The organism is Kitasatospora sp. NPDC056531 (assembly GCF_042794375.1).
GTDB lineage: Bacteria > Actinomycetota > Actinomycetes > Streptomycetales > Streptomycetaceae > Kitasatospora.
The window spans coordinates 297,919-319,458 of the sequence record NZ_JBHTTU010000003.1; the positions used below are offsets into that span (position 1 = coordinate 297,919).

Annotated in this window: 16 protein-coding genes; 9 read left to right on the top strand and 7 right to left on the bottom strand. The window is 70.7% G+C overall.

The features are described 5' to 3' along the window. The first annotated feature begins 200 nt into the window (after nucleotides 1–200). The 9 genes from ACFQ87_RS06085 (at nucleotide 201) to ACFQ87_RS06125 (ending at nucleotide 13,239) form a co-directional block, all read left to right on the top strand. Complete coding sequence (locus tag ACFQ87_RS06085; RefSeq protein WP_380609370.1) at nucleotides 201–446, top strand: hypothetical protein; 246 nt, start codon at nucleotides 201–203, stop codon at nucleotides 444–446. 108 nt (nucleotides 447–554) lie between these two features. After that, entirely contained in the window at nucleotides 555–1,103 is a 549-nt protein-coding gene (locus ACFQ87_RS06090) for a MauE/DoxX family redox-associated membrane protein (protein WP_380609371.1), read from the top strand. A 52-nt stretch (nucleotides 1,104–1,155) separates the two neighbouring features. Further along, nucleotides 1,156–2,019, top strand: coding sequence for a DsbA family protein (locus ACFQ87_RS06095; protein ID WP_380609372.1), 864 nt, complete (start codon nucleotides 1,156–1,158; stop codon nucleotides 2,017–2,019). Nucleotides 2,020–2,139: 120 nt separating this feature from the next. Continuing rightward, a complete protein-coding gene (gene lgt / locus ACFQ87_RS06100) occupies nucleotides 2,140–3,129 on the top strand; it encodes a prolipoprotein diacylglyceryl transferase (protein ID WP_380609373.1) in 990 nt (329 codons plus the stop codon). A 161-nt stretch (nucleotides 3,130–3,290) separates the two neighbouring features. Next, the gene (locus ACFQ87_RS06105) at nucleotides 3,291–4,013 is read left to right on the top strand and encodes a VIT1/CCC1 transporter family protein (RefSeq protein ID WP_380609403.1); all 723 of its coding nucleotides are present in this window, start codon (nucleotides 3,291–3,293) and stop codon (nucleotides 4,011–4,013) included. A 438-nt stretch (nucleotides 4,014–4,451) separates the two neighbouring features. After that, nucleotides 4,452–9,068: a glutamate synthase large subunit gene (gene gltB / locus ACFQ87_RS06110; RefSeq protein ID WP_380609404.1), complete on the top strand. Its 4,617-nt coding sequence runs from the start codon at nucleotides 4,452–4,454 to the stop codon at nucleotides 9,066–9,068. Beyond that, a complete protein-coding gene (locus tag ACFQ87_RS06115) occupies nucleotides 9,061–10,521 on the top strand; it encodes a glutamate synthase subunit beta (RefSeq protein WP_380609374.1) in 1,461 nt (486 codons plus the stop codon). The genes gltB and ACFQ87_RS06115 overlap by 8 nt, the downstream gene beginning before the upstream one ends. 339 nt (nucleotides 10,522–10,860) lie before the next feature. Further along, the gene (locus ACFQ87_RS06120; RefSeq protein WP_380609375.1) at nucleotides 10,861–11,733 is read left to right on the top strand and encodes a helix-turn-helix domain-containing protein; all 873 of its coding nucleotides are present in this window, start codon (nucleotides 10,861–10,863) and stop codon (nucleotides 11,731–11,733) included. A gap of 48 nt (nucleotides 11,734–11,781) precedes the next feature. Then, the gene (locus ACFQ87_RS06125) at nucleotides 11,782–13,239 is read left to right on the top strand and encodes an aldehyde dehydrogenase family protein (protein ID WP_380609376.1); all 1,458 of its coding nucleotides are present in this window, start codon (nucleotides 11,782–11,784) and stop codon (nucleotides 13,237–13,239) included. Between the two features lie 25 nt (nucleotides 13,240–13,264). On the opposite strand, the gene ACFQ87_RS06130 is transcribed toward ACFQ87_RS06125, so the two are convergent. From ACFQ87_RS06130 to ACFQ87_RS06160, 7 genes are all read right to left on the bottom strand, one after another. Next, nucleotides 13,265–14,200 carry an AraC family transcriptional regulator gene (locus tag ACFQ87_RS06130; RefSeq protein WP_380609377.1) on the bottom strand — a complete coding sequence of 312 codons (936 nt, stop codon included), beginning with the start codon at nucleotides 14,198–14,200 and terminating at the stop codon, nucleotides 13,265–13,267. Nucleotides 14,201–14,249: 49 nt separating this feature from the next. Further along, the gene (locus ACFQ87_RS06135; protein WP_380609378.1) at nucleotides 14,250–15,176 is read right to left on the bottom strand and encodes an NADP-dependent oxidoreductase; all 927 of its coding nucleotides are present in this window, start codon (nucleotides 15,174–15,176) and stop codon (nucleotides 14,250–14,252) included. A gap of 137 nt (nucleotides 15,177–15,313) precedes the next feature. Continuing rightward, nucleotides 15,314–15,874: a Uma2 family endonuclease gene (locus tag ACFQ87_RS06140; protein ID WP_380609379.1), complete on the bottom strand. Its 561-nt coding sequence runs from the start codon at nucleotides 15,872–15,874 to the stop codon at nucleotides 15,314–15,316. Nucleotides 15,875–15,948: 74 nt separating this feature from the next. Beyond that, nucleotides 15,949–17,784: a bifunctional metallophosphatase/5'-nucleotidase gene (locus tag ACFQ87_RS06145; protein WP_380609380.1), complete on the bottom strand. Its 1,836-nt coding sequence runs from the start codon at nucleotides 17,782–17,784 to the stop codon at nucleotides 15,949–15,951. Nucleotides 17,785–18,042: 258 nt separating this feature from the next. Then, nucleotides 18,043–18,663, bottom strand: a complete 621-nt coding sequence (locus ACFQ87_RS06150; protein ID WP_380609381.1) for a hypothetical protein — start codon at nucleotides 18,661–18,663, stop codon at nucleotides 18,043–18,045. Next, nucleotides 18,650–20,296, bottom strand: a complete 1,647-nt coding sequence (locus tag ACFQ87_RS06155; protein WP_380609382.1) for an extracellular solute-binding protein — start codon at nucleotides 20,294–20,296, stop codon at nucleotides 18,650–18,652. Before ACFQ87_RS06155 ends, ACFQ87_RS06150 begins: the two co-directional genes overlap by 14 nt. Then, entirely contained in the window at nucleotides 20,293–21,381 is a 1,089-nt protein-coding gene (locus ACFQ87_RS06160; RefSeq protein ID WP_380609383.1) for a substrate-binding domain-containing protein, read from the bottom strand. Before ACFQ87_RS06160 ends, ACFQ87_RS06155 begins: the two co-directional genes overlap by 4 nt. Nucleotides 21,382–21,540: the final 159 nt, after the last annotated feature.

The following is a 21,540-nucleotide window of genomic DNA, read 5'->3' on the forward strand; positions in this document are numbered from 1 at the left end:
CCCTCCCTCCCCCCCCCGCCTTTCTCATCTGGGGGAAGCGGTGTGTCGGCGGTTCGGGGGAGGCGTCAGCGTGGGGGCGGCCCCGAACGGGTGAAGAGCGGGGGCGACACGCATCAGTGGGGGTTGACCGGCGTTGAGTGGAGGGACGAGTGCACGAACGAGGTGCGCGGGGGTTGCCGGGCGAGCGAAGGGGTGAGTCGGTGGCTGGTCTTCATCGGGCCGTGTTGCTGCGGGCGGCGGCCGCCGCGCTGGCTCTGGGTGCGGCCGTCGGGGCGCACACCGCGGTGGGGCATGCGCTGGCCAAGCGGGGGGCGGAGCGGGCGGAGCGGGAGGCGGTCGCCTGTGCGGAGGCGGCGCGGTGGGACGCGGCCGAGCGGGCGGCCCGGGTGCCGCGCGAGGGGCGGCTGGAGCTGTTCGACCCGGGGCGGATGCCGGGCTGCCGCTGACGTACGGGCGTTCGCCGGATTCGGACAGACCGTCATGTTGTGTCACTCAAACGGCGTAATTCGTGAAAACGGAGGAACCGTCCTTCATCCCTTACGGTTCATCAGGAAGTGAACGAGCTTCCCGAGAGGGGTTCCCTGATGGCCGGCCCGGCGGTGCAGTCCGGTGACCCGGTGCCCGTGTCGGCGGCGTGTCGGCCGGTGCCGGCCTGGAGTGAGTGGCTGGGCACCGCCGTGCGGCTCGGCTTGGCGGTGGTGTGGGGGTGGGCCGGGCTGGCGAAGATCGCCGATCCGGCGGAGGCGGCCCAGGCCGTCCGCGCGTACGAGATCCTGCCCGAGAGCCTGGTCAAGCCGATCGGCTACGGGCTGCCCTTCCTGGAGCTGGCGCTCACGCTGCTACTGGTGATCGGCCTGGGCGTCCGGCTGGTCGCCGGGGTCTCCGCGCTGCTGCTGCTCATCTTCATCGCAGGGATCGCCTCGGCCTGGGCGCGCGGCATCTCGATCGACTGCGGCTGCTTCGGCGGCGGCGGGCACGTCGACGCCTCGCAGACCGAGTACCTGCAGGAGATCCTGCGCGACACCGGGTTCCTGCTGCTGGCCGGGTGGCTGTTGCGGCGGCCCCGTACCCGGCTCTCGGCCGACGGCTGGCTGGCCAGCTGACCCCCCGTCCCCCGCACCCGACGAAGGCTCCCCGACCGTGGATGTCAAGGCAATGAGCGAGAAGAACCGAGAAGGCAAGCGCACCGCCCGCGAGCGGATGCTGGCGCAGCGGGCGGCCGATCAGGCCTCCTCAAGGCGCAGGAAGAAGCTGGTGGTGGGCGGGGCCGTGCTGGTGGTGATCGCCGCCGCCGTGATCACCGGCGTCGTGGTGCAGAACGAGCGCTCCAAGCCCGAGACCCCGACCGCCGCCCCGGCCGGTGCCATCGGGGACAAGAACCTGGTCGTCCCGGTCGGAGCGAGCAACGCGCCGTCGGTCCTCACGGTGTACGAGGACCCGCGTTGCCCCGCGTGTGGGCTCTTCGAGCGCGAGTTCTCCTCGACCATCGACCAGCTGGAAGACGCCGGGAAGATCTACACCAACGCCCACATCGTGTCGTTCATCGACCGGTCGCTGCCCGGGAAGGGCTCGAAGAACGGCGCCAACGCCCTGGCCTGCGCCCAGGACGCCGGGCACTTCCGGGACTTCCACGACGTGATGTACCGCAACCAGCCGGACGAGACCAACGACGCCTTCGGCAACAAGGCGGTCCTGCTGAACCTGGCCAAGCAGGTCGACGGCCTGGGCACGCCCGAGTTCCAGGCCTGCGTCAACAACAACAAGTTCGGCGGCTGGGTGTCCGCGGTGCAGCAGGACTTCGACAAGTCCAGCTACAAGTCGACGCCGACCGTGCTGCTCAACGGCCAGCCGATCTACCCGAAGAACGGCAACGAGGAGATCACCCCGGCCAATCTGGTGAAGTGGGTGGACGCCGCGAACCAGGGCAAGCAGCTCGGCACGGCGGGCTCGCACGGGCAGACCCCGGCGCCGACCAGCACTGCTTCGGAGTCAAACAACCCGTCGCCCACGGCCGGCTGAGCCGCCCCGGCGGCGCCGCCGCCCCCTCCCCGTCCGGAGGGGGCGGCGGCGCGTTGTTCGGTTTCTGTGACCCCGGGGGTGTCCGACCGGGGCGTCGGACCCTGTAGCGTCGGAACTGCCATGGATATCGCCTACATTCCCAGCCCGTCGCGGGGCGTCCTCTACCTCGGACCGATCCCGCTGCGCGCCTACGCCTTCTGCATCATCCTCGGTGTCATCGCCGCCGTCTGGCTCGGCAGCAAGCGCTGGGTCGCCCGGGGCGGTGCCAAGCACACCGTCGGCGACATCGCCGTCTGGGCCGTGCCGTTCGGCCTGGTCGGCGGTCGGCTGTACCACGTGATCACCGACCACCAGCTGTACTTCGGCGAGGGGAAGAACCCCTGGAACGCCTTCAAGATCTGGGAGGGCGGCCTCGGGATCTGGGGTGCGGTCGCGCTGGGCGCGGTCGGCGCCTGGATCGGCTGCCGCCGCCGGGGCGTGCCGCTGCCCGCGTACGCCGACGCCATCGCGCCGGGCATCGCACTCGCGCAGGCGCTGGGGCGCTGGGGCAACTACTTCAACCAGGAGCTGTACGGCCGGGCGACCACGCTGCCGTGGGGTCTGAAGATCCACAAGACGCTGCCCGACGGCGAGGTCGTGAGCGGTGTCTACCACCCGACCTTCCTGTACGAGTCGCTGTGGTGCGTGGGTGTGGCGCTGCTGGTGCTCTGGGTCGACCGGCGCTGGAAGCTGGGGCACGGTCGGGCCTTCGCGGTGTACGTGGCCGCGTACACGGTGGGCCGGTTCTGGATCGAGTACCTGCGGATCGACGAGGCGCACCACTACCTGGGCCTGCGGCTGAACGACTGGACGTCGATCGTGGTGTTCGTCGGCGCGGTGGCGTACTTCGTGATCGTCGGGAAGCTGCGGCCCGGCCGCGAGGACCCGGCGAGCATCGACCCGGCGGCGCACGAGCCGGCGGACGGGGCCGAGGAGAAGGCGGAGGGCGAGAAGCCGAGCGAGCAGGTGGACGGCGAGAAGCCGTCTCGGCTCGTGGACGGGGAGGCGGACGCGGAACCGGCTGCAAAGGTTGCCGAGAAGCCCGGCAAGGACGCCAAGAACCCGATCTGAACAGGCACTTTCCCTGACTGAGGCTGCCCTTCGCGAGGCTTGCGAAGGGCAGCCTCAGCATTGTTCGGGCAGCCTTATCTTGCTGGAAATGCCCAGGTCAAACGGGCTACGGTCGAGCCGACGGACAAAGACGGAGGGGAAGAACCGTGAGTACGACCACCCTGGAAGCCGAACCCGCCCAGCACCCGCGGATACCCGCCGCGGACCACCACCGGGACGTCAACGGCGGCTGGCTGCGGCCCGCGGTGTTCGGGGCCGTGGACGGTCTGGTGTCCAACTTCGCGCTGATGACCGGCGTGGTCGGCGGGGCGGCGTCCAACGGCACGGTGATCCTGACCGGGCTGGCCGGCCTGGCGGCCGGCGCCTGCTCGATGGCGGCGGGGGAGTACACCTCGGTGGCCTCCCAGCGGGAGCTGGTGCAGGCCGAGATCGAGGTCGAGCGGCTGGAGCTGAGCCGCAACCCGCACGGCGAGCTGGCCGAGCTGGCGCAGCTGTACGTCTCGCGCGGGGTGGACCCGGAGCTCGCCCACGAGGTGGCCCGGCAGCTGTCCCGCGACCCGGAGCTGGCGCTGGAGATCCACGCCCGCGAGGAGCTGGGCATCGACCCCAATGACCTTCCCTCGCCGCTGGTCGCGGCGGGCTCGTCGTTCCTGTGCTTCGCGCTCGGTGCGCTGCTGCCGCTGCTGCCGTACCTGCTGGGGGCGACTTCGCTGCTGCCGGCGATGATCCTGGCGGCGCTGGGCCTGTTCGCCTGCGGCGCGGTGGTGGCCCGGGTGACGGCACGCAGTTGGTGGTTCAGCGGAGTGCGGCAGCTGGTGCTGGGCGGGGCCGCGGCCGGGGTGACGTACCTGCTGGGGTGGCTGATCGGTGGGCATGTGGGGTGATCCCACCCCGGCCTGGAGGCGGGGATCAGTGCATGACTATGCCGGGCAGTGCGTGACGTTTCACACATGGACGTCGCGCGCTGCCCGGCATCGTCTCATCATCCGGGTCCCGGAGCCGCGGATTCGCATCCGTCGGCAGGGCTCTCGGGATGGATTCCCAGGCACTCGTGATCGGCTTGTGTGGCGATCGGATTTCGCCCCTGTTTCAGGCGGGGGGTGGTTGGGCACAATCGTCGGGACGCGCGCTGTGGCACGTCCTCTCTTACGCCCCCCTTGACCTGCGCATCCGTCCGCGATGTGGACGGGATATTCCGCTTCTCGGGATTCTGGGCATCATGTAACTCGCACGACCGCACCATCGCATCAGGGCCAACGTCGTCCCTACTTGCACCAACTTGCCGAAAGACGACGACGGGAGAGCCGATGCTGTCTGCATCCATGCACTCCGCCAACGAGCCTCAGGCCGGCGCCGCCCGCCAGCCCTACGCGCTCGTGCCGGATGCGCGACCTGCTGCTCAGGGCCTGTACGACCCGCGAAACGAGCACGACGCCTGCGGCGTCGGTTTCGTCGCCACGCTGACCGGCATCGCCGACCACACCATCGTCGAGCAGGCGCTGAACGTCCTGCGCAACCTGGAGCACCGCGGCGCCACCGGCGCCGAGCCGGACTCCGGTGACGGCGCGGGCATCCTGACCCAGATCCCGGACGCCTTCCTGCGCGGCAAGGTCTCCTTCGAGCTCCCGGCGGCCGGCTCCTACGCCGTCGGCATCGCCTTCCTGCCGGACGAGGATGCCGCCGACGCCGCCGCTGTCGGGCAGATCGAGGCGATCGCGGCGGAGGAAGGCCTGGCGGTGCTGGGCTGGCGCGACGTGCCGGTCACCCCGGACCTGCTCGGCGCCACCGCGCGCAGCGTGATGCCGCGCTTCCGGCAGGTCTTCTTGGCAAAGGACGGCCTGGCCGGCGTCGAGCTGGACCGGATCGCCTTCGTGGTCCGCAAGCGCGCCGAGCGCGAGGCCGGGGTCTACTTCCCGTCGCTGTCCGCCCGCACCATCGTCTACAAGGGCATGCTCACCACCGGCCAGCTGGAGCCCTTCTTCCCCGACCTGTCGGACCGCGCCTACGCGTCCGCCATCGGCCTGGTGCACTCGCGGTTCTCCACCAACACCTTCCCGAGCTGGCCGCTCGCCCACCCGTACCGCTTCGTCGCGCACAACGGCGAGATCAACACGGTCAAGGGCAACCGCAACTGGATGCGCGCCCGCGAGTCCCAGCTCGCGACCGATCTCATTCCGGCCAACAAGAACGGGCAGGGTCTGGAGCGGATCTTCCCGATCTGCACCCCGGACCACTCCGACTCGGCTTCCTTCGACGAGGTCCTGGAGCTGCTCCACCTCGGCGGCCGCTCGCTGCCGCACTCGGTGCTGATGATGATCCCGGAGGCGTGGGAGAACCACGCCACCATGGACCCGGCCCGCCGCGCGTTCTACCAGTACCACTCCAACCTGATGGAGCCCTGGGACGGCCCGGCCTGCGTCACCTTCACCGACGGCACCCGGATCGGCGCCGTGCTCGACCGCAACGGCCTGCGCCCGGCCCGCTACTGGGTCACCGAGGACGGCCTGGTCGTGCTCTCCTCCGAGGTCGGCGTCCTCGACCTCGACCAGCAGAAGGTGGTCCAGAAGGGCCGCCTGCAGCCCGGCAAGATGTTCCTGGTCTGCCTCAACGAGAACCGGATCGTCCCGGACGAGGAGATCAAGGCCGGACTGGCCGCCGAGCACCCCTACGAGGAGTGGGTCACCGGCGGGCAGATCCAGCTCGCCAAGCTCCCCGAGCGCGAGCACATCGCCCACACCCACGCCTCCGTCACCCGCCGCCAGCAGACCTTCGGCTACACCGAGGAGGAGCTGCGCGTCATCCTCGCGCCGATGGCCAAGACCGGCGCCGAGGCGCTCGGCTCGATGGGCACCGACTCGCCGATCGCCGCGCTCAGCGAGAAGCCGCGCCTGCTGTTCGACTACTTCGTGCAGCTCTTCGCGCAGGTCACCAACCCGCCGCTGGACGCCATCCGCGAGGAGCTCGTCACCTCGCTGCTGTCCAACCTCGGCCCCGAGGGCAACCTGCTGACCGCCGAGGCCGCCTCCTGCCGCTCGGTCGGCATCACCTTCCCGGTGATCGACAACGACGAGCTGGCCAAGCTGGTCCACATCAACGCCGACGGCGACCAGCCCGGCCTCAAGGCCGTCACGCTGTCCGGCCTCTACAAGGTCGCCACCGGCGGCGAGGGCCTGGCCGCGCGCCTGGCCGAGATCGCCGCCGAGGCCGACGCCGCGATCGCCGACGGCGCCCGGATCATCGTGCTCTCCGACCGGCACTCCGACGCCGAGCACGCCCCGATCCCCTCGCTGCTGCTCACCTCGGCCATCCACCACCACCTGATCCGCACCAAGCAGCGCACCCAGGTGTCGCTGCTGGTCGAGGCCGGCGACGTCCGCGAGGTGCACCACGTCGCGCTGCTGATCGGCTACGGCGCCGGCGCGGTCAACCCGTACCTGGCCATGGAGTCGGTCGAGGACCTCGTCGCCCGGAACGCCCTGGACAGTCCACACAGCATCCAGGGCGTCGAGGCCGAGAAGGCGATCAAGAACCTGATCAAGGCGCTCGGCAAGGGCGTGCTCAAGGTGATGTCCAAGATGGGCATCTCCACCGTCGCCTCCTACCGCGGCGCCCAGGTCTTCGAGGCCATCGGCCTCTCCCAGGAGCTGGTCGACGGCTACTTCGCCGGCACCACCACCAAGCTCGGCGGCATCGGCCTGGACGAGATCGCCAAGGAGACCGCCGCCCGGCACGCCAAGGCGTACCCGGCCTCCGGCATCCCGGCCGCGCACCGCGCGCTGGAGATCGGCGGCGAGTACCAGTGGCGCCGCGAGGGCGAGCCGCACCTGTTCGACCCGGACACCGTCTTCCGGCTGCAGCACTCCACCCGCAACCGCCGGTACGACATCTTCAAGCAGTACACGGACCGGGTGAACGAGCAGTCCGCCCGCCTGATGACGCTGCGCGGCCTGTTCCAGCTGGACGGCCTCGGCCGGGAACCCGTCCCGGTCGAGGAGGTCGAGCCGGTCTCCGAGATCGTCAAGCGCTTCTCCACCGGCGCCATGTCGTACGGCTCGATCTCCCGCGAGGCGCACGAGACCCTCGCCGTCGCGATGAACCGCCTCGGCGGCAAGTCCAACACCGGTGAGGGCGGCGAGGACCCGGACCGCCTGTACGACCCCGAGCGCCGCTCGGCGATCAAGCAGGTCGCCTCCGGCCGGTTCGGCGTCACCTCCGAGTACCTGGTCAACGCGGACGACATCCAGATCAAGATGGCCCAGGGCGCCAAGCCCGGCGAGGGCGGCCAGCTGCCCGGCCACAAGGTCTACCCGTGGGTCGCCAAGACCCGGCACTCCACCCCGGGTGTCGGCCTGATCTCGCCGCCGCCGCACCACGACATCTACTCGATCGAGGACCTGGCGCAGCTGATCCACGACCTCAAGAACGCCAACCCGGCGGCCCGCATCCACGTGAAGCTGGTCTCCGAGGTCGGCGTCGGGACGGTCGCGGCGGGGGTGTCGAAGGCCCACGCCGATGTCGTCCTGGTGTCGGGGCACGACGGCGGCACGGGTGCTTCGCCGCTCACCTCGCTGAAGCACGCCGGCGGCCCCTGGGAGCTGGGCCTCGCCGAGACCCAGCAGACCCTGCTGCTGAACGGGCTGCGCGACCGCATCGTCGTCCAGACCGACGGCCAGCTGAAGACCGGCCGCGACGTCGTGATCGCCGCGCTGCTCGGCGCCGAGGAGTTCGGCTTCGCGACCGCCCCGCTGGTCGTCTCCGGCTGCATCATGATGCGCGTCTGCCACCTGGACACCTGCCCGGTCGGCGTTGCCACCCAGAACCCGGTGCTGCGCGAGCGGTTCTCCGGCAAGCCCGAATTCGTGGTCAACTTCTTCGAGTTCATCGCCGAGGAGGTCCGGGAGATCCTGGCCTCGCTGGGCTTCCGCTCGATCGAGGAGGCCGTCGGCCACGCCGAGCACATCAACGCCCAGGCCGCGATCGACCACTGGAAGGCCGCCGGGCTCGACCTGGCCCCGCTGTTCCACGTGCCGACGCTGCCCGAAGGCGCCGCCCGGCACCGCACGACCACCCAGGACCACGCGCTCGACAAGGCGCTGGACAACCAGCTGATCGAGCTCGCCGAGGACGCCCTGGAGCGCGGCGAGACCGTCCGCATCCAGCTGCCGATCCGCAACGTCAACCGCACCGTCGGCACCATGCTCGGCCACGAGGTGACCAAGCGGTACCGCGGCGAGGGCCTGCCGGAGGGGACCATCGACGTCACCTTCACCGGCTCCGCCGGGCAGTCCTTCGGCGCCTTCGTGCCGAAGGGGATCACCCTGCGGCTGGAGGGCGACGCCAACGACTACGTCGGCAAGGGGCTTTCGGGTGGTGTGGTCGTCGTGCGCCCGGCCCGCGAGGCCGCGGCCATCGGCAACGACGCCCAGAACCACGTGATCGCCGGCAACACCATCGGCTACGGCGCCACCTCGGGCCGGATCCACCTGCGCGGCAAGGCCGGCGAGCGCTTCGCCGTCCGCAACTCCGGCGCCACGCTGGTCGTCGAGGGCGTGGGCGACCACGGCCTGGAGTACATGACCGGCGGCCGGGTCGTCATCCTCGGCGGGACCGGACGCAACCTCGCGGCAGGCATGTCCGGCGGCATCGCGTACGTCCTCGACCTGCGCCCCGCCAACGTCAACGACGGCATGGTGGGCATCGAGGCCCCCACCGCCGCCGACCGCGAGTGGCTGCGCGAGACCGTGCAGCAGCACTACGAGGAGACCGGCTCCACCGTCGCCGCCGAACTCCTGGCCGACTGGGGCAGCGGGGTCTCCCGCTTCTCCAAGATCATGCCGACCGACTACAAGGCAGTGCTCGCCGCCAAGGACGCCGCTGAGCGCGATGGCCTCTCCGAGGCCGAGACCACTCGCAAGATGATGGAGGCGGCACATGGCTGACCCCAAGGGCTTCCTGACCACGGGTAAGAAGCTGGCCGAGCGACGGCCTGTGGACGTTCGTATCCGGGACTGGAACGAGGTCTACGTCGAACGCAGCCTCCTTCCCATCATCGGCAAGCAGGCCGGCCGCTGCATGGACTGCGGCATCCCGTTCTGCCACAACGGCTGCCCGCTCGGGAACCTCATCCCCGAGTGGAACGACCTGGCCTACCGGGACGACTGGACCGGTGCCATCGAGCGCCTGCACGCCACCAACAACTTCCCGGAGTTCACCGGGCGGCTGTGCCCGGCGCCCTGCGAGTCGGCCTGCGTGCTCGGCATCAACCAGGACGCGGTGACCATCAAGAACGTCGAGGTCACCATCATCGACAAGGCCTGGGACCGCGGCGGGGTCACGCCGCAGATCCCGGAGCGGCTCTCCGGCAAGACCGTCGCCGTCGTCGGCTCCGGCCCGGCCGGCCTGGCCGCCGCCCAGCAGCTCACCCGGGCCGGCCACACCGTGGTGGTGTACGAGCGCGCCGACCGCATCGGCGGGCTGCTGCGCTACGGCATCCCCGAGTTCAAGATGGAGAAGCGCCACATCAACCGCCGCATCGAGCAGATGCGGGCGGAGGGCACCCGGTTCCGCACCGGCGTGCACGTCGGCGACGACATCACCGGGCAACAGCTGCGCGAGCGCTTCGACGCCGTCGTGGTCGCCGCCGGTGCCACCACGGCGCGCGACCTGCCGGTGCCCGGACGCGAGCTCAAGGGCGTCCACCAGGCCATGGAGTACCTGCCGCTGGCCAACAAGGTGCAGGAGGGCGACCTCGTCGAGTCGCCGATCAGCGCCAAGGGCAAGCACGTGGTCGTGATCGGCGGCGGCGACACCGGCGCGGACTGCGTCGGCACCGCCCACCGGCAGGGCGCCCTGTCGGTGACCCAGCTGGAGATCATGCCGCGGCCCGGCGACGAGCGCCCCGGGCACCAGCCGTGGCCCACCATGCCGATGACCTACAAGGTCACCTCCGCGCACGAGGAGGGCGGCGAGCGGATCTACTCCGTGAACACCACCCACTTCACCGGCGACGAGGACGGCAACGTCCAGGATCTGCACCTGGTCGAGGTCGAGTTCAAGGACGGCCGGTTCGAGCCCGTCCCGGGCACCGAGCGGGTCATCCCCGCCCAGCTGGTCACCCTGGCGATGGGATTCACCGGGACGGACGTGAAGAACGGCCTGGTCGAGCAGCTCGGCGTGGACCTCGACGCGCGCGGTAACATTGCCCGCGACGGCCGGTTCGCCACCAATGTCGATGGCGTGTACGTCTGCGGAGACGCCGGCCGAGGCCAGTCGCTGATCGTCTGGGCCATCGCGGAGGGCCGCTCGGCCGCTGCCGCGGTGGACAAGTACCTGGGCGGCAAGACCCCGCTTCCCGCCCCGATCCGACCCACGGACCGCCCCCTGGTGGTCTGACGGTCCGACCGGCCCCCTGAACCCCCGGCGCCGCATCGCCGGGAGCTCAACCCGCTGCCCCCGCCAGCGTCGCCGGGCCAACGCGGTCTCCTGGCGCCTGCCCTCTTCCCCGACCAGTTGGAGGGCGGGCGCCGTCGCGTTCCCCGGGCGCCCGTGGTCCAGTTCTCACCCGGCTCTCACCTGCGCGTTCGTCCGTGCACCGAGGGCCGGCTCACAGCTTTCTCCCAGCCTTCGCACAGCGGCCGGAATGCGTCCCGGGACGGGCTGTTGTTCGTCGGTGCCAGGTGGCAGACTGCCGCCGACGGCCGGGGGGCTGCACGAGTGCGGAGGGTGACTTCATTGGGCACGACTCAGGCAGGCGGGGGCGCCACCGTACGGCGTCTGCTGCTCGGCAGCCAGCTTCGCAAGCTCCGCGAGTCCAGAGGCGTCAGCCGCGAGGAGGCCGGCTACTCGATCCGCGCCTCCGAGTCGAAGATCAGCCGGATGGAACTCGGCCGGGTCGGCTTCAAGGAACGCGACGTCGCCGACCTGCTCACCCTGTACGGCGTCGAGGCCGAACAGGAACGCGCCACCGTCCTCGGACTCGTCCGGGACGCCAACGCCAGCTCCTGGTGGCACGAGTACGGCGACGTGCTGCCCGCCTGGTTCCAGAACTACCTGGGGCTGGAGGAGGCCGCCACCGAGATCCGCAGCTACGAGGTCCAGTTCGTCCACGGGCTGCTCCAGACCGCCGACTACGCCCGCGCCGTGATCACCGCCGGCTGCCAGGGCCACGGCGTCTCCGCCGAGGACATCGAACGCCGGGTCGAGGTCCGCCTCAAGCGCCAGGACCTGCTCACCGCCGAGCACCCGCCCCGGATGCTCGCCGTCCTGGACGAGGCCGCGCTGCGGCGCCCCTGGGGCGGCCCCGGGCTGATGCGGGGCCAACTCGACCGGCTGCTCGAACTCGCCGAACTGCCCCACGTGCACCTGCAGGTGCTGGCGCTCGGCACTGCCGGGCTGGCCGCCGAGAGCGGCGCCTTCAGCGTGCTGGGCTTCGCCGAGGCCGAGCTCGCCGACGTGGTCTACCTGGAGCAGTTCACCACCGCGCTCTACGTGGACAAGCCCGCCGAGGTCGCCTCGTACCGCCAGGCGATGGAAGGGCTCCAGGCCGAGGGCCTCAGCCCCGAACAGACCCGCGATCTTCTGCACTCCGTACGCCAGGAGCTATGACACGTCAGTACGATGAGGTCCCATCAGGTCGGGCATGAGAGGGATCAGATGTCGTACTTCTCCGAGTTGGCGCTGCAGTACATCGACGGCGAATGGTGCAGCGGCAGCGGATCCTGGGACATCGTCGACGTCGACCCCTACACCGGCGACAAGCTGGCCACCATCACCGTCGCCACCGTCGCCGAGGTCGACCGGGCCTACCGCGCCGCCGAGCGCGCCCAGCGCGCCTGGGCCGCCACCAGCCCGTACCAGCGCCGACTGGTCTTCGAGCGCGCGCTGCGGCTGTTCGAGGAGCGAGAGGGGCAGATCGTCCAGGCGATCACGGCCGAGCTCGGCGGTACCGCGTTGAAGGCGGGCTTCGAGCTGTCCCTCGTCAAGGACATGCTGCGCGAGTGCCTGCACCTGTCGGTGGCCTCGGAGGGCCGGCTGCTGCCCTCGCCCGCCCCCGGCAAGGAGAACCGGCTCTACCGGCTGCCGGTCGGCGTAGTCGGCGTGATCAGCCCGTTCAACTTCCCCCTGTTCCTGGCCCTCAAGACCGTCGCCCCGGCGCTCGCACTCGGCAACGGCGTGGTGCTCAAGCCGCACCAGGAGACCCCGGTGGTCGGCGGCTCCCTGATCGCGAAGATCTTCGAGGACGCGGGCCTGCCGCCCGGCCTGCTCAACGTGGTGATCACCGACATCGCCGAGATCGGCGACAGCTTCATCGAGCACCCGGTGCCCAAGGTGATCTCCTTCACCGGCTCCGACCAGATCGGCCGGCACGTCGCCACCGTGGCCGCCGCCCACTTCAAGCGGTCGGTGCTGGAACTCGGCGGCAACAGCGCGCTGATCGTGCTGGACGACGCCGACGTCGACTACGCCGTGGACGCGGCCGTGTTCAGCCGCTTCGTCCACCAGGGCCAGGTCTGCATGGCCGCCAACCGGGTGCTCGTCGACCGCGCCGTGCTGGCCGAGTTCACCGAGAAGTTCGTCGCCAAGATCGCCACGCTGACCGTCGGCGACCCCAAGGACCCGGCCACCCACATCGGCCCGCTGATCAACTCCGTCCACGCCGACGCGATCACCAGCCAGGTCGACCAGGCCATCGCCGGCGGCGCCACCGCGCTGCTGCGCGGGAACACGGCCGGAAGCCTGATGGCGCCGACCGTGCTCACCGACCTGCCCGAGGACGCGCCCATCCTGCAGCGCGAACTCTTCGGCCCGGTCGTGCTGCTGGTGCCCTTCGACGGCGAGGACGAGGCCGTCCGGCTGGCCAACCACACGCCCTTCGGGCTCAGCGGCGCGGTGCACACCGCGGACCCCGAGCGCGGTGTGCGGGTCGCCCAGCGGATCGAGACCGGCATGATCCACGTCAACGGCGGGACCATCGCGGACGAGCCGGGAGTGCCCTTCGGCGGCGAGAAGAACTCCGGCGTCGGGCGGCTCAACGGGGAGTCCACGGTGGACGCCTTCACCACGGTGAAGTGGATCTCGGTGCAGCACGGGCGGGCGCCGTTCCCGTTCTAGGACGTCCGCCCCTGAGACGGGTGCGCTACGCGGCGCGGGCCTCCCGGCGGTAACCGCCGGGGGCCTGGCCGAACTCCCGCTTGAAGGCCTTCGCGAAGGCGTACTCCGAGCCGTACCCGGTCTGCGCCGCCACCGACGTCAGCGGCGCCTCCGACTCGCGCAGCAGCCGGGCGGCGGTGGTCATCCGCCAGCGCGTCAGGTACGCCATCGGCGGCTCGCCCACCATCGAGGTGAACCGGCGGGCGAAGGCGGCCCGGGACAGGCCCGCCCGGTCCGCCAGGGACTCCACCGTCCACGGGGTCGCCGGGGCCTCGTGGATCGCCGTCAGGGCGGGCGCGACGGCGGCGTCCCGCAGAGCGGCCGCCCAGCCGGCGGCCGTCGCGGCGGGCTGGTCCTCGAACCAGGCCCGCAGGATGTACAGCAGCAGCGCGTCGATCAGAGCCGGGACGATCCCGGTCGAGCCGATCCGAGGGTTCTCCAGCTCGGCGCCCAACAGCTGGACGGCGGAGGCCAGTTCGGGATGTCGGCCGTGCCGGGTCGGCAGGTGGATCAGGGCCGGCAGCTGGCGGACCACCGGGTGCGGGCGGCCCTGGTCCAGGTGGTAGTTGCCGCACAGCAGGCTGGTGCGGGCGCCGTCACCGCCCAGCGACAGGGTGCCGATCGGCGAACCGCCCTCGACCCGGCAGGCCCCGGCGTCCACCGGCGGGGTGTCCGGGTGGTCGGCCAGCACGTGGCCCCGGCCGTCCCGCAGGAACACCACGTCCCCCGGGCTGAGCGGGACGGGCTCGCCGCCGACGGCCGGATCCACCGGGACCAGCCAGCAGGTGCCGTACAGCACCACGTGGAAACCGGCCCCGACCACCGGGGGCAGACGCAGCGCCCAGGGCGCCCGACCGTCGGTGCGCACGGACGCGGGGTGCGCCGTGCGCATCGAACCCAGTGCCTCGGTCAGGATGTCCAACGCCCGCCCCCAGTGCTCCGCTCGTTCACCGCTGTTCGGTCCGCGCCGCTCAGTCGACGGTCAGCACGACCTTGCCCCGGACGGTACCGGAGCCGACCAGCTCGTGCGCCCGGCCGGCCTCGGCGAGCGGGAGGGCGGCGGCGACGTGCGGGCGGACCAGGCCCTCGTCCACCAGGGCGGCGATCGCCTCCAGCGAGGCGTAGTCGGGCTCGACGGAGACGCCCGCGAAGCGCCGTCCGGCGGCCTCGACCGCGGCGGCGAGCTCCCGGTTCCAGTGCTCCATGATGGTGACGAGGGTCCCGCCCGGCTTGAGCACTTCCAGGGCGCGGGTGCCCTCGGAGGAGGAGTCGAAGACGATGTCGACGTCCTTGACCGCCTCGGTGTAGTCGGTGGTCCGGTAGTCGATCACCTCGTCGGCGCCGAGCTCCCTGAGGAAGGCGTGCTTGGGCTCGCTCGCCAGCCCGATCACGTACGCGCCACGGGCCTTGGCGATCTGCACGGCGAGGTGGCCGACGCCGCCGGCCGCCCGGTGGATCAGCACCCGGTCGCCCGCGCCGACCTTCGCCAGGTCCACCAGGCCCTGCCAGGCGGTCAGCGCGGCCAGCGGCAGCGCGGCGGCCTGGGTGTGGTCCAGGGAGGCGGGCTTGCGGGCCAGTTGGCGGGAGGGCGCGGCCACGTACTCGGCGTACCCGCCGGCGGAGCGCGGGAAGAACGGCATCCCGTACACCTCTTCGCCGACCCGGTAGCGGGCGCCCGGCCCGGCCTCCTCGACCACCCCGGAGATGTCCCAGCCCACCGTGAACGGCGGCTCGCCCAGCAGCGGGAACGCCCCCGCCCGCACCGCCACGTCCACCGGGTTCACCCCGGCGGCCCGCACCCGCACCAGCACCTCGCCGCTCAACGGCTTCGGTCGCTCCACCTCGACCAGCCGCAGCACCTCGGGACCGCCGAACTCCTCCTGGACCACCGCACGCATCGAACTCTCCCTTGCCCGGTCAACACCGGCCCCCCGTGGGGCCGTTCCTGATGTGTTCAACGGTAGGGAGATCGATTGAGCGGATGAATATCCTCAAGTCTTCGCCAGATGTCCGATCGTCTCTCCGGGTGAGTGGATCAGGCTGGGTAGCGGACGAGGCCGTCGGTGGCGAGCTCGAAGTCGAAGGGGGCCGGGATCGGCACCCGGTCGCCGAACTTGCCGTTCCATTGCTGGTGGTAGCCGCCGTCGGAGAGATCCGAGTAGAGGGTGATGTCGCCCTCGCGCGGGTCGATCAGGAGGTAGAGCGGGATGCCCATCAGCGGGTAGTCACGGACCTTGCTGACCAAGTCGTTCTCAGGATTCGACGGCGAGACGATCTCGACCGCGATGGGCGCTTCTTCGGCCGGGATCTGGTTACCGCTCGACTCCAGAGGGATGTAGGTGAGGTCGGGGTTGCGCAGCTTTCCCACGTTGGGGGAGGCGAGGTCGGAGTTCTCGCTCGGCATCATGTCGGACGGGCGGTGTGCGTCGAACTGCTCGCGGATCTGTAGGAGGTTGCGCTGATGGATCGCGGACGGTCCGGCCATCATGATGATCTCGTCGCCGGAGATCTCGATCTTCCATCCGGCCGGGGGTGTCAGGCTCTGCGCGTACTCAAGCAGTCGGGCGTGGCGGTCGGGAATCTGGAACTCGCTCATGGCTCCATTCTTCCACCGAGAACGGCACGAAGGCCGCCTGCACGGGGGCAGACGGCCTTCGTGGAAAGGTGTGACTAGAACACCGGCTGGCCGGCGCGGACCAGGCGCCAGGAGTTGGTGAAGAAGTCGGCGGGGTCGATGACGCCCTTGGCCTTGACCCAGGCGATCATCGTGTTGCGGATCTCGTCGGAGTTCGACCAGACCGCCTTGGCGTTGGCGACGTGCGGGAAGTTGCCGCCGCCGTTGGCGCGGTAGTTGTTGACGGCGAGCACGAACTGGGCGGCCGGGTCGATCGGCTTGCCCTGGTAGCTGAGGTTGACGATCCGCTGGCCCTTGGGCTGGGCGATGTCGATGTCGTAGCTCAGGCCGTAGATCGAGTCGTAGTTGTAGTCCGGGGTGTCCTCGGCGTTGGTCAGGGCGTCCTTGTCGACCGGGGCGCCCGCGGCGAGCTGGTGGAAGAACTTGGCCGAGAACTCCAGGTAGTCCTTGAGCTGGGCGCCCGTCAGGATGCGGGCCTCCAGGGTGTTCTCGTAGATGTACAGGCCGGCGGCGTCGCGCAGCTTGACCTGGCCGGACGGGATCAGCGCGGTGCGGTTGAACGGGGCGGCCTGGGCCAGGACCGGGAGGTTGGCGTACTGCCCGCCCGCCAACGCGGCCTTGACGGCGTCCGCCTGGACCCTGCCGATCAGGTCGACGATCGGGGTGGCCTTGAACCGGGCGTCGGCGATCGACAGCTCGATCTTGCTGGTGCCGATGTTCTGGTTGACGTACGCGACGACCTTCTTGTGCTGGCCGACGATGGCGTCGCTGATCTCCGGGTTCTCCGGCACGGTGTTGGAGTTCAGCACCCGGGAGGAGACCGAGGCGACCTTCCAGTGGCCGTCGACGAACTCGACCTCGAAGTCGAAGCAGCTCAGGCGCTGGCCCCAGCACAGCGGCTCGGAGAGCACGACCGTCTTGCCGGTCTTCTTGTTGACGATGAGGCGCTGCGCGACCTCCTTGTGGGTGTGGCCCACCAGCACCGCGTCGATGTCCGCGACCGTCTCGGCCATCTCGCCGGAGGCGTCCTCGGGCCAGGGGAGCTGGTCGCCGTAGGTGGTGGCCTCGTCGATGCCGGAGTGGGCGGAGACCACGATGACGTCCGCGCCGGCGGCCTTCATCCGGGGCACGTACTTGGCGGCGGTCTCCACGATGCCCGGGAAGACCATCTTGCCGGCCACGTTGGCCTTGTCCCAGATCGCGATGCCCGGGTTGGTGAGGCCGAGGATGCCGACCTTGATCGGGGTGTCCTCGTCCAGCCACACCTCCTTGATCACGTACGGCTTGAAGGCGGGCTTCTCGTTCTTCGCGTGCAGCGCGTTGGCGCCCAGCAGCGGGAACTCCAGCTGGTCCTCGAAGGCCTTCACGGTCGGGATGCCGTAGTTGAACTCGTGGTTGCCGAGCGCGGCGGCGTCGTAGCCCATGAGGTTCATGGCCACGGCCATCGGGTGGTCCGGCACGTTGTCGCCGTCGGTGGCGATCGGCTCGATCCGGGCGTAGTAGTAGGTCAGCTGGGTGCCCTGGATGATGTCACCCGAGTCGATCAGCAGGCAGCGGTCCCAGCCCTTCTCCTCGCGGACCTGGTTGGCCAGGGTGGAGATCTTGGCGAGGCCGACCGCGTTGTGGGCCTTGTCGACGTACTCGGCGTCGGTGAAGTAGTCCCAGTTGAGCACCCGGCCGTGCAGGTCGGTGGTGCCCATCACGGTGAAGGCCTGACGGCGGGGCTGGCGCTTGTCGCCCTTGGCGGCCGCCGTGTCCGGCTCGGCGGCCGCGGCGGCGGGGGCGGCGGCGACGACGGCTCCGCCGGCCAAGGCGGCGCCGGCGGCGGTGGCTGCGGACCGGGTGACGAAGTCACGGCGGTTCAGGGACATGGACGACTCTCCCGAGTGGGGACGACGGCGATGGACCGTCAACTTTGGTTACGTGCGGCGTGCGTGGCGCGCGTGCGCGGATGCCGTGGACGCGCGTAGAGGAACGCGCGTAGAAGTCTGCCGTGCGGGCCCGGCCGCTGGATAGCCCCCAGACGTTTCCAACAGGTGAGATCTTGGCGACTCGTTCGTGACCGAGGCGGGTGGAGGAAGGGGAAGTACGGGGACGGGATGGTCGATTTCCGGCCGGCGGAGCCCGGCTCAGTCGAGTTCGGAGGAAAGCTGCTTGACCTCGCGGGCGAGCTCCGCCGCCGGATCCGGTGCGTCCGGGCCCGCCCAGGGCAGCCAGGTTTGTGCCCGCAGGTAGCCGTCCACCGCGACCGGCAGGCGGTGCGCGACGATCCGCTCCGCCACCGGACCGGGGCCGGTCTCGCACAGCGCGGCCAGCAGGGCGTCGACCCCGGCGGTGGCGGGCAGCGGGACGGTGCCCAGGTAGGCGGCGAGCGCCTCCAGCTCCGGCTGGGGCACCGGCACCCTTCCCGTCGGCCTCGGCGGCACACTGGGCTTCGGCGGCACCACCCGGAGTTCCTCGGGCTTCTCGGACTCCTCGGACTCCTTGGGCTTCTCGGACTCCATGGGCTTCTCGGACTTCTCGGGCTTCTCGGGCGGATCCGGCTGGCGGGTCGGCCCCGGCGGCGGCGGGCCCGGGGTCAGCAGCGCGCCGACCCCGTACAGCCCGGCCACCACCCCGGGCCACCAGGCCCCGCCCAACCCGGCGAAGTGCAGCCCCAGGCCGACAGCGCCGCCCGCGCAGCCGACCAGGTTCTTGGCCGACTCCAGGTATCGCAGGGCCTGCCGGCCGAACCCGTCACTGGTAGCCACGGATCTCCTCGAACACCCCGTCCAGCGAGCCGCCTCCGTCGAACAGCTTGCCGCCGCTGATGTCCGCGACCCCCTGCAGCTGACTGACCGCCGCCTCGCCGAACTTGATCGGGAACACCGGGATCGACTTCTCGCCGGCCGGCAGCCCGTCGTGGAAGCGCTTGAAGTCGCCGTCCGTGGCGCCCTCGTTGCTCTCCCCGTCGGTCATCAGCACGATCGAGGTGAACCGGTCGTCGTTCGCCGCCTGCTGCTGGCGCTCGATCACCCGGTACGCCTGCTCCAGCGAGTCGTACAGCGCGGTCCCGCCCGAGGCCGACAGCGACTGCACGTCCGCGTTGATCGACGCCAGCTCCGCCTCCGGACCCGGCTGGCCGCCGGAGGCCGGGACGGCGTGCGTCTTCGTCCACTTCACCTGGGAGGCGAAGGAGATCAGCGTCACCTCCTCGCGGTCCCGGAAGCGGCGCACCCCGCGGGTGTCGTCCGTACCGGTCAGCCGGCTCAGCGCCGCCTTCAGCGCGTTCAGCCGCGAGCCCTCCATCGAACCCGAGGTGTCCAGCACGTACACCGTCCGCGACGGGCGGCGCAGCTCGTTCTGGTACGAGGCCAGCAGGCCGTCCGCCACCGCCCGGGTGCCCGGGAACGGCAGCTCGCGGCGGCGGTCGGTGGGCAGCCCGGCGGCCGGCGCGGTGCCCGCCGTCACCGGGCGGCGCAGCGTCAGCTCCGAGATGCGCTGCTGCACCTCCGGCTTCAGCAGGTAGGAGGTCAGCTTCTGGAAGGACTCGCGCTCGCTCTGCGCGCTCGAGGACAGCAGCGACAGCGGGTAGTCCGCCGAGACCACGCCGTCCTGCGGACGCACCACGGTGAGCCTCTGGTCGGGCGACAGCGTCTTGTTCAGCGACAGCAGCACCGACTCGTAGTTCACGAGGGCGCCGACCTTGCCGGGCTCGGCCTTGGTGTACGCCTGCGCCAGCCAGCCGGAGGAGCCGGAGGTCAGCTTCTGGCCGGTGAAGAACTGCTTCAGCTGCGGGGTCGCCTTCTGCACGTCCGCCTCGGTGAGCGCCGCCCCCGCGCCGGAGAAGGCCGCCGCCACCGCGACCAGGGTGGAGAAGCCGGAGTTGGAGCGCGAGGGGTCGGACATCCCGTACGACAGCTTCCCGGCCGCGGCCGCGTCGCCGATCTGCGCCCAGGTGACCTTCGAACCGTCACCCCAGCCCAGGTCGCCCAGTACCGAGGAGCGCACCCCGACGGCCACCGGGGAGACCATCACCGGGGTCTCCGACAGCACCTTGGACTTCCCGGTCGGATCCAGGCGCAGGTACTGGTTGGACGGGAACCAGACCGCGTCGTACTTGCCGTCCGCCCGGCCCGAGGAGACCGCGTCCGCGCCGTCCAGGGTGCCGGTCCAGGCGAACTGCACCGTCACCCCGGTGGCCTTTCTGGCCTCGTCCAGGACCGGCTGCAGGTCCTGCAGTTCACTGCCCGCCAGGATGCGCAGCACCCCGGGACGGGCGGTCTCGGCGACCGTGGGGTCGGGGCCGGGCTCGGGGCTGGAGGAGGTGCAGGCGGAGGCCGCCGCGAGCACGGCCGCCAGCGCGGCCGCGGCCCAACCGCGGTGCTTCAACCGGACGTTCACTTCGGGCTCTCCTTCGCCGCCTTGGTCAGCTTGAGCAGGTTGTCCAGCGACGGCACGGGCGCCTGCCTGACCTTCGCCGCGTTCAGGTCCTGGGCGAAGACCGGCTGCTTGATGTTCTTCACCTGGTCGGCGAAGGCGCCGCTACTGGCCTGCGGGCGGAACCCGAACCTGACCTCCTGGGCGCGCAGCGTCTCGTCGTTCTGGAGCAGGTCCGCGAGCTTCCGCCCGTTCTCGGTGCGGGCGATGATGGTGTGGTCGGAGTACGCCGTGGTGTCCGGGTACATCACCACCATGTCCCCGGTCGGCTGCCCCTGCACCGCCATCGCGGCGACCTGGGACTCGTAGCCGAAGATCAGCGGATTGCCGACGCCCGCGAGGAAGTCCCGGAACGGCTCGTCGCTGCTGCTCTTCTGACCGCCCTGCAGCGCGGTCGCCTGGTGCAGGACGGACCGGGCGGAGTCGACGCCCGCGTCGTCCGAGACCACCAGGTGGTTGTTCAGGACGAACGACAGCAGCGCGATGTACAGCGCACCCGAGGAGGAGCTCTCCGGATCGGTGGTGGTGACGAAGATCGGGCCGGACAGTTCGCCGTGGCCCTCGGTCTTCGTCAGGTCCTGCCACTTGTGGGTCGTCTTCAGGTCGTTGACGTACTCGTCCATCTTGAACGTCCAGACGCCCGACTCGTTCGAGGCGAGTTTGTTGTCCAAGAGGATCTGCGCGACCGGCGCGTGCGCCACCACCACCAGCGGTGAGTAGAACGGCACCAGCGGGGAGTCCTGCAGCCCCCAGTTGCGCTGGATCTCGCGGGCCGGCGCGGTGCTCGCCGGGAACGCGAAGTCGAGCGTGGAACTGCTCTTCGCCTGCTCGCTCATCGTCCACGAGCCGGTCGAGTCGGTGTGGACCTCCAGGCCCTGCTTCGCCAACTCGGCTTTCACCTCCGGGCTTTCGAAGAAGGCCCGCTTCTCCGAACCGATCAGCCCGGTGACCGTGACCAGCTTCTTCGGGTCCTTGTCGTCCGGGATCAGTGCGTACGTCACACCGCCCAGCAGCACTAAGGCCGCGAGCACCCCCAGAGCGCGTCTCATGCCGAGCGCCTCCCCCTCGTCCGCTCCGTCGTCCGGGTGGTCACCCGGGGGTGACGAGCGTCCCGCCGGGCGGGGAGCACGGACGGACGGGACGGTGAACCGGGGGTGAACACCGCTTCACGGAATCGCATCGGCGGAGGATCCGGAGGGCGATCCGGG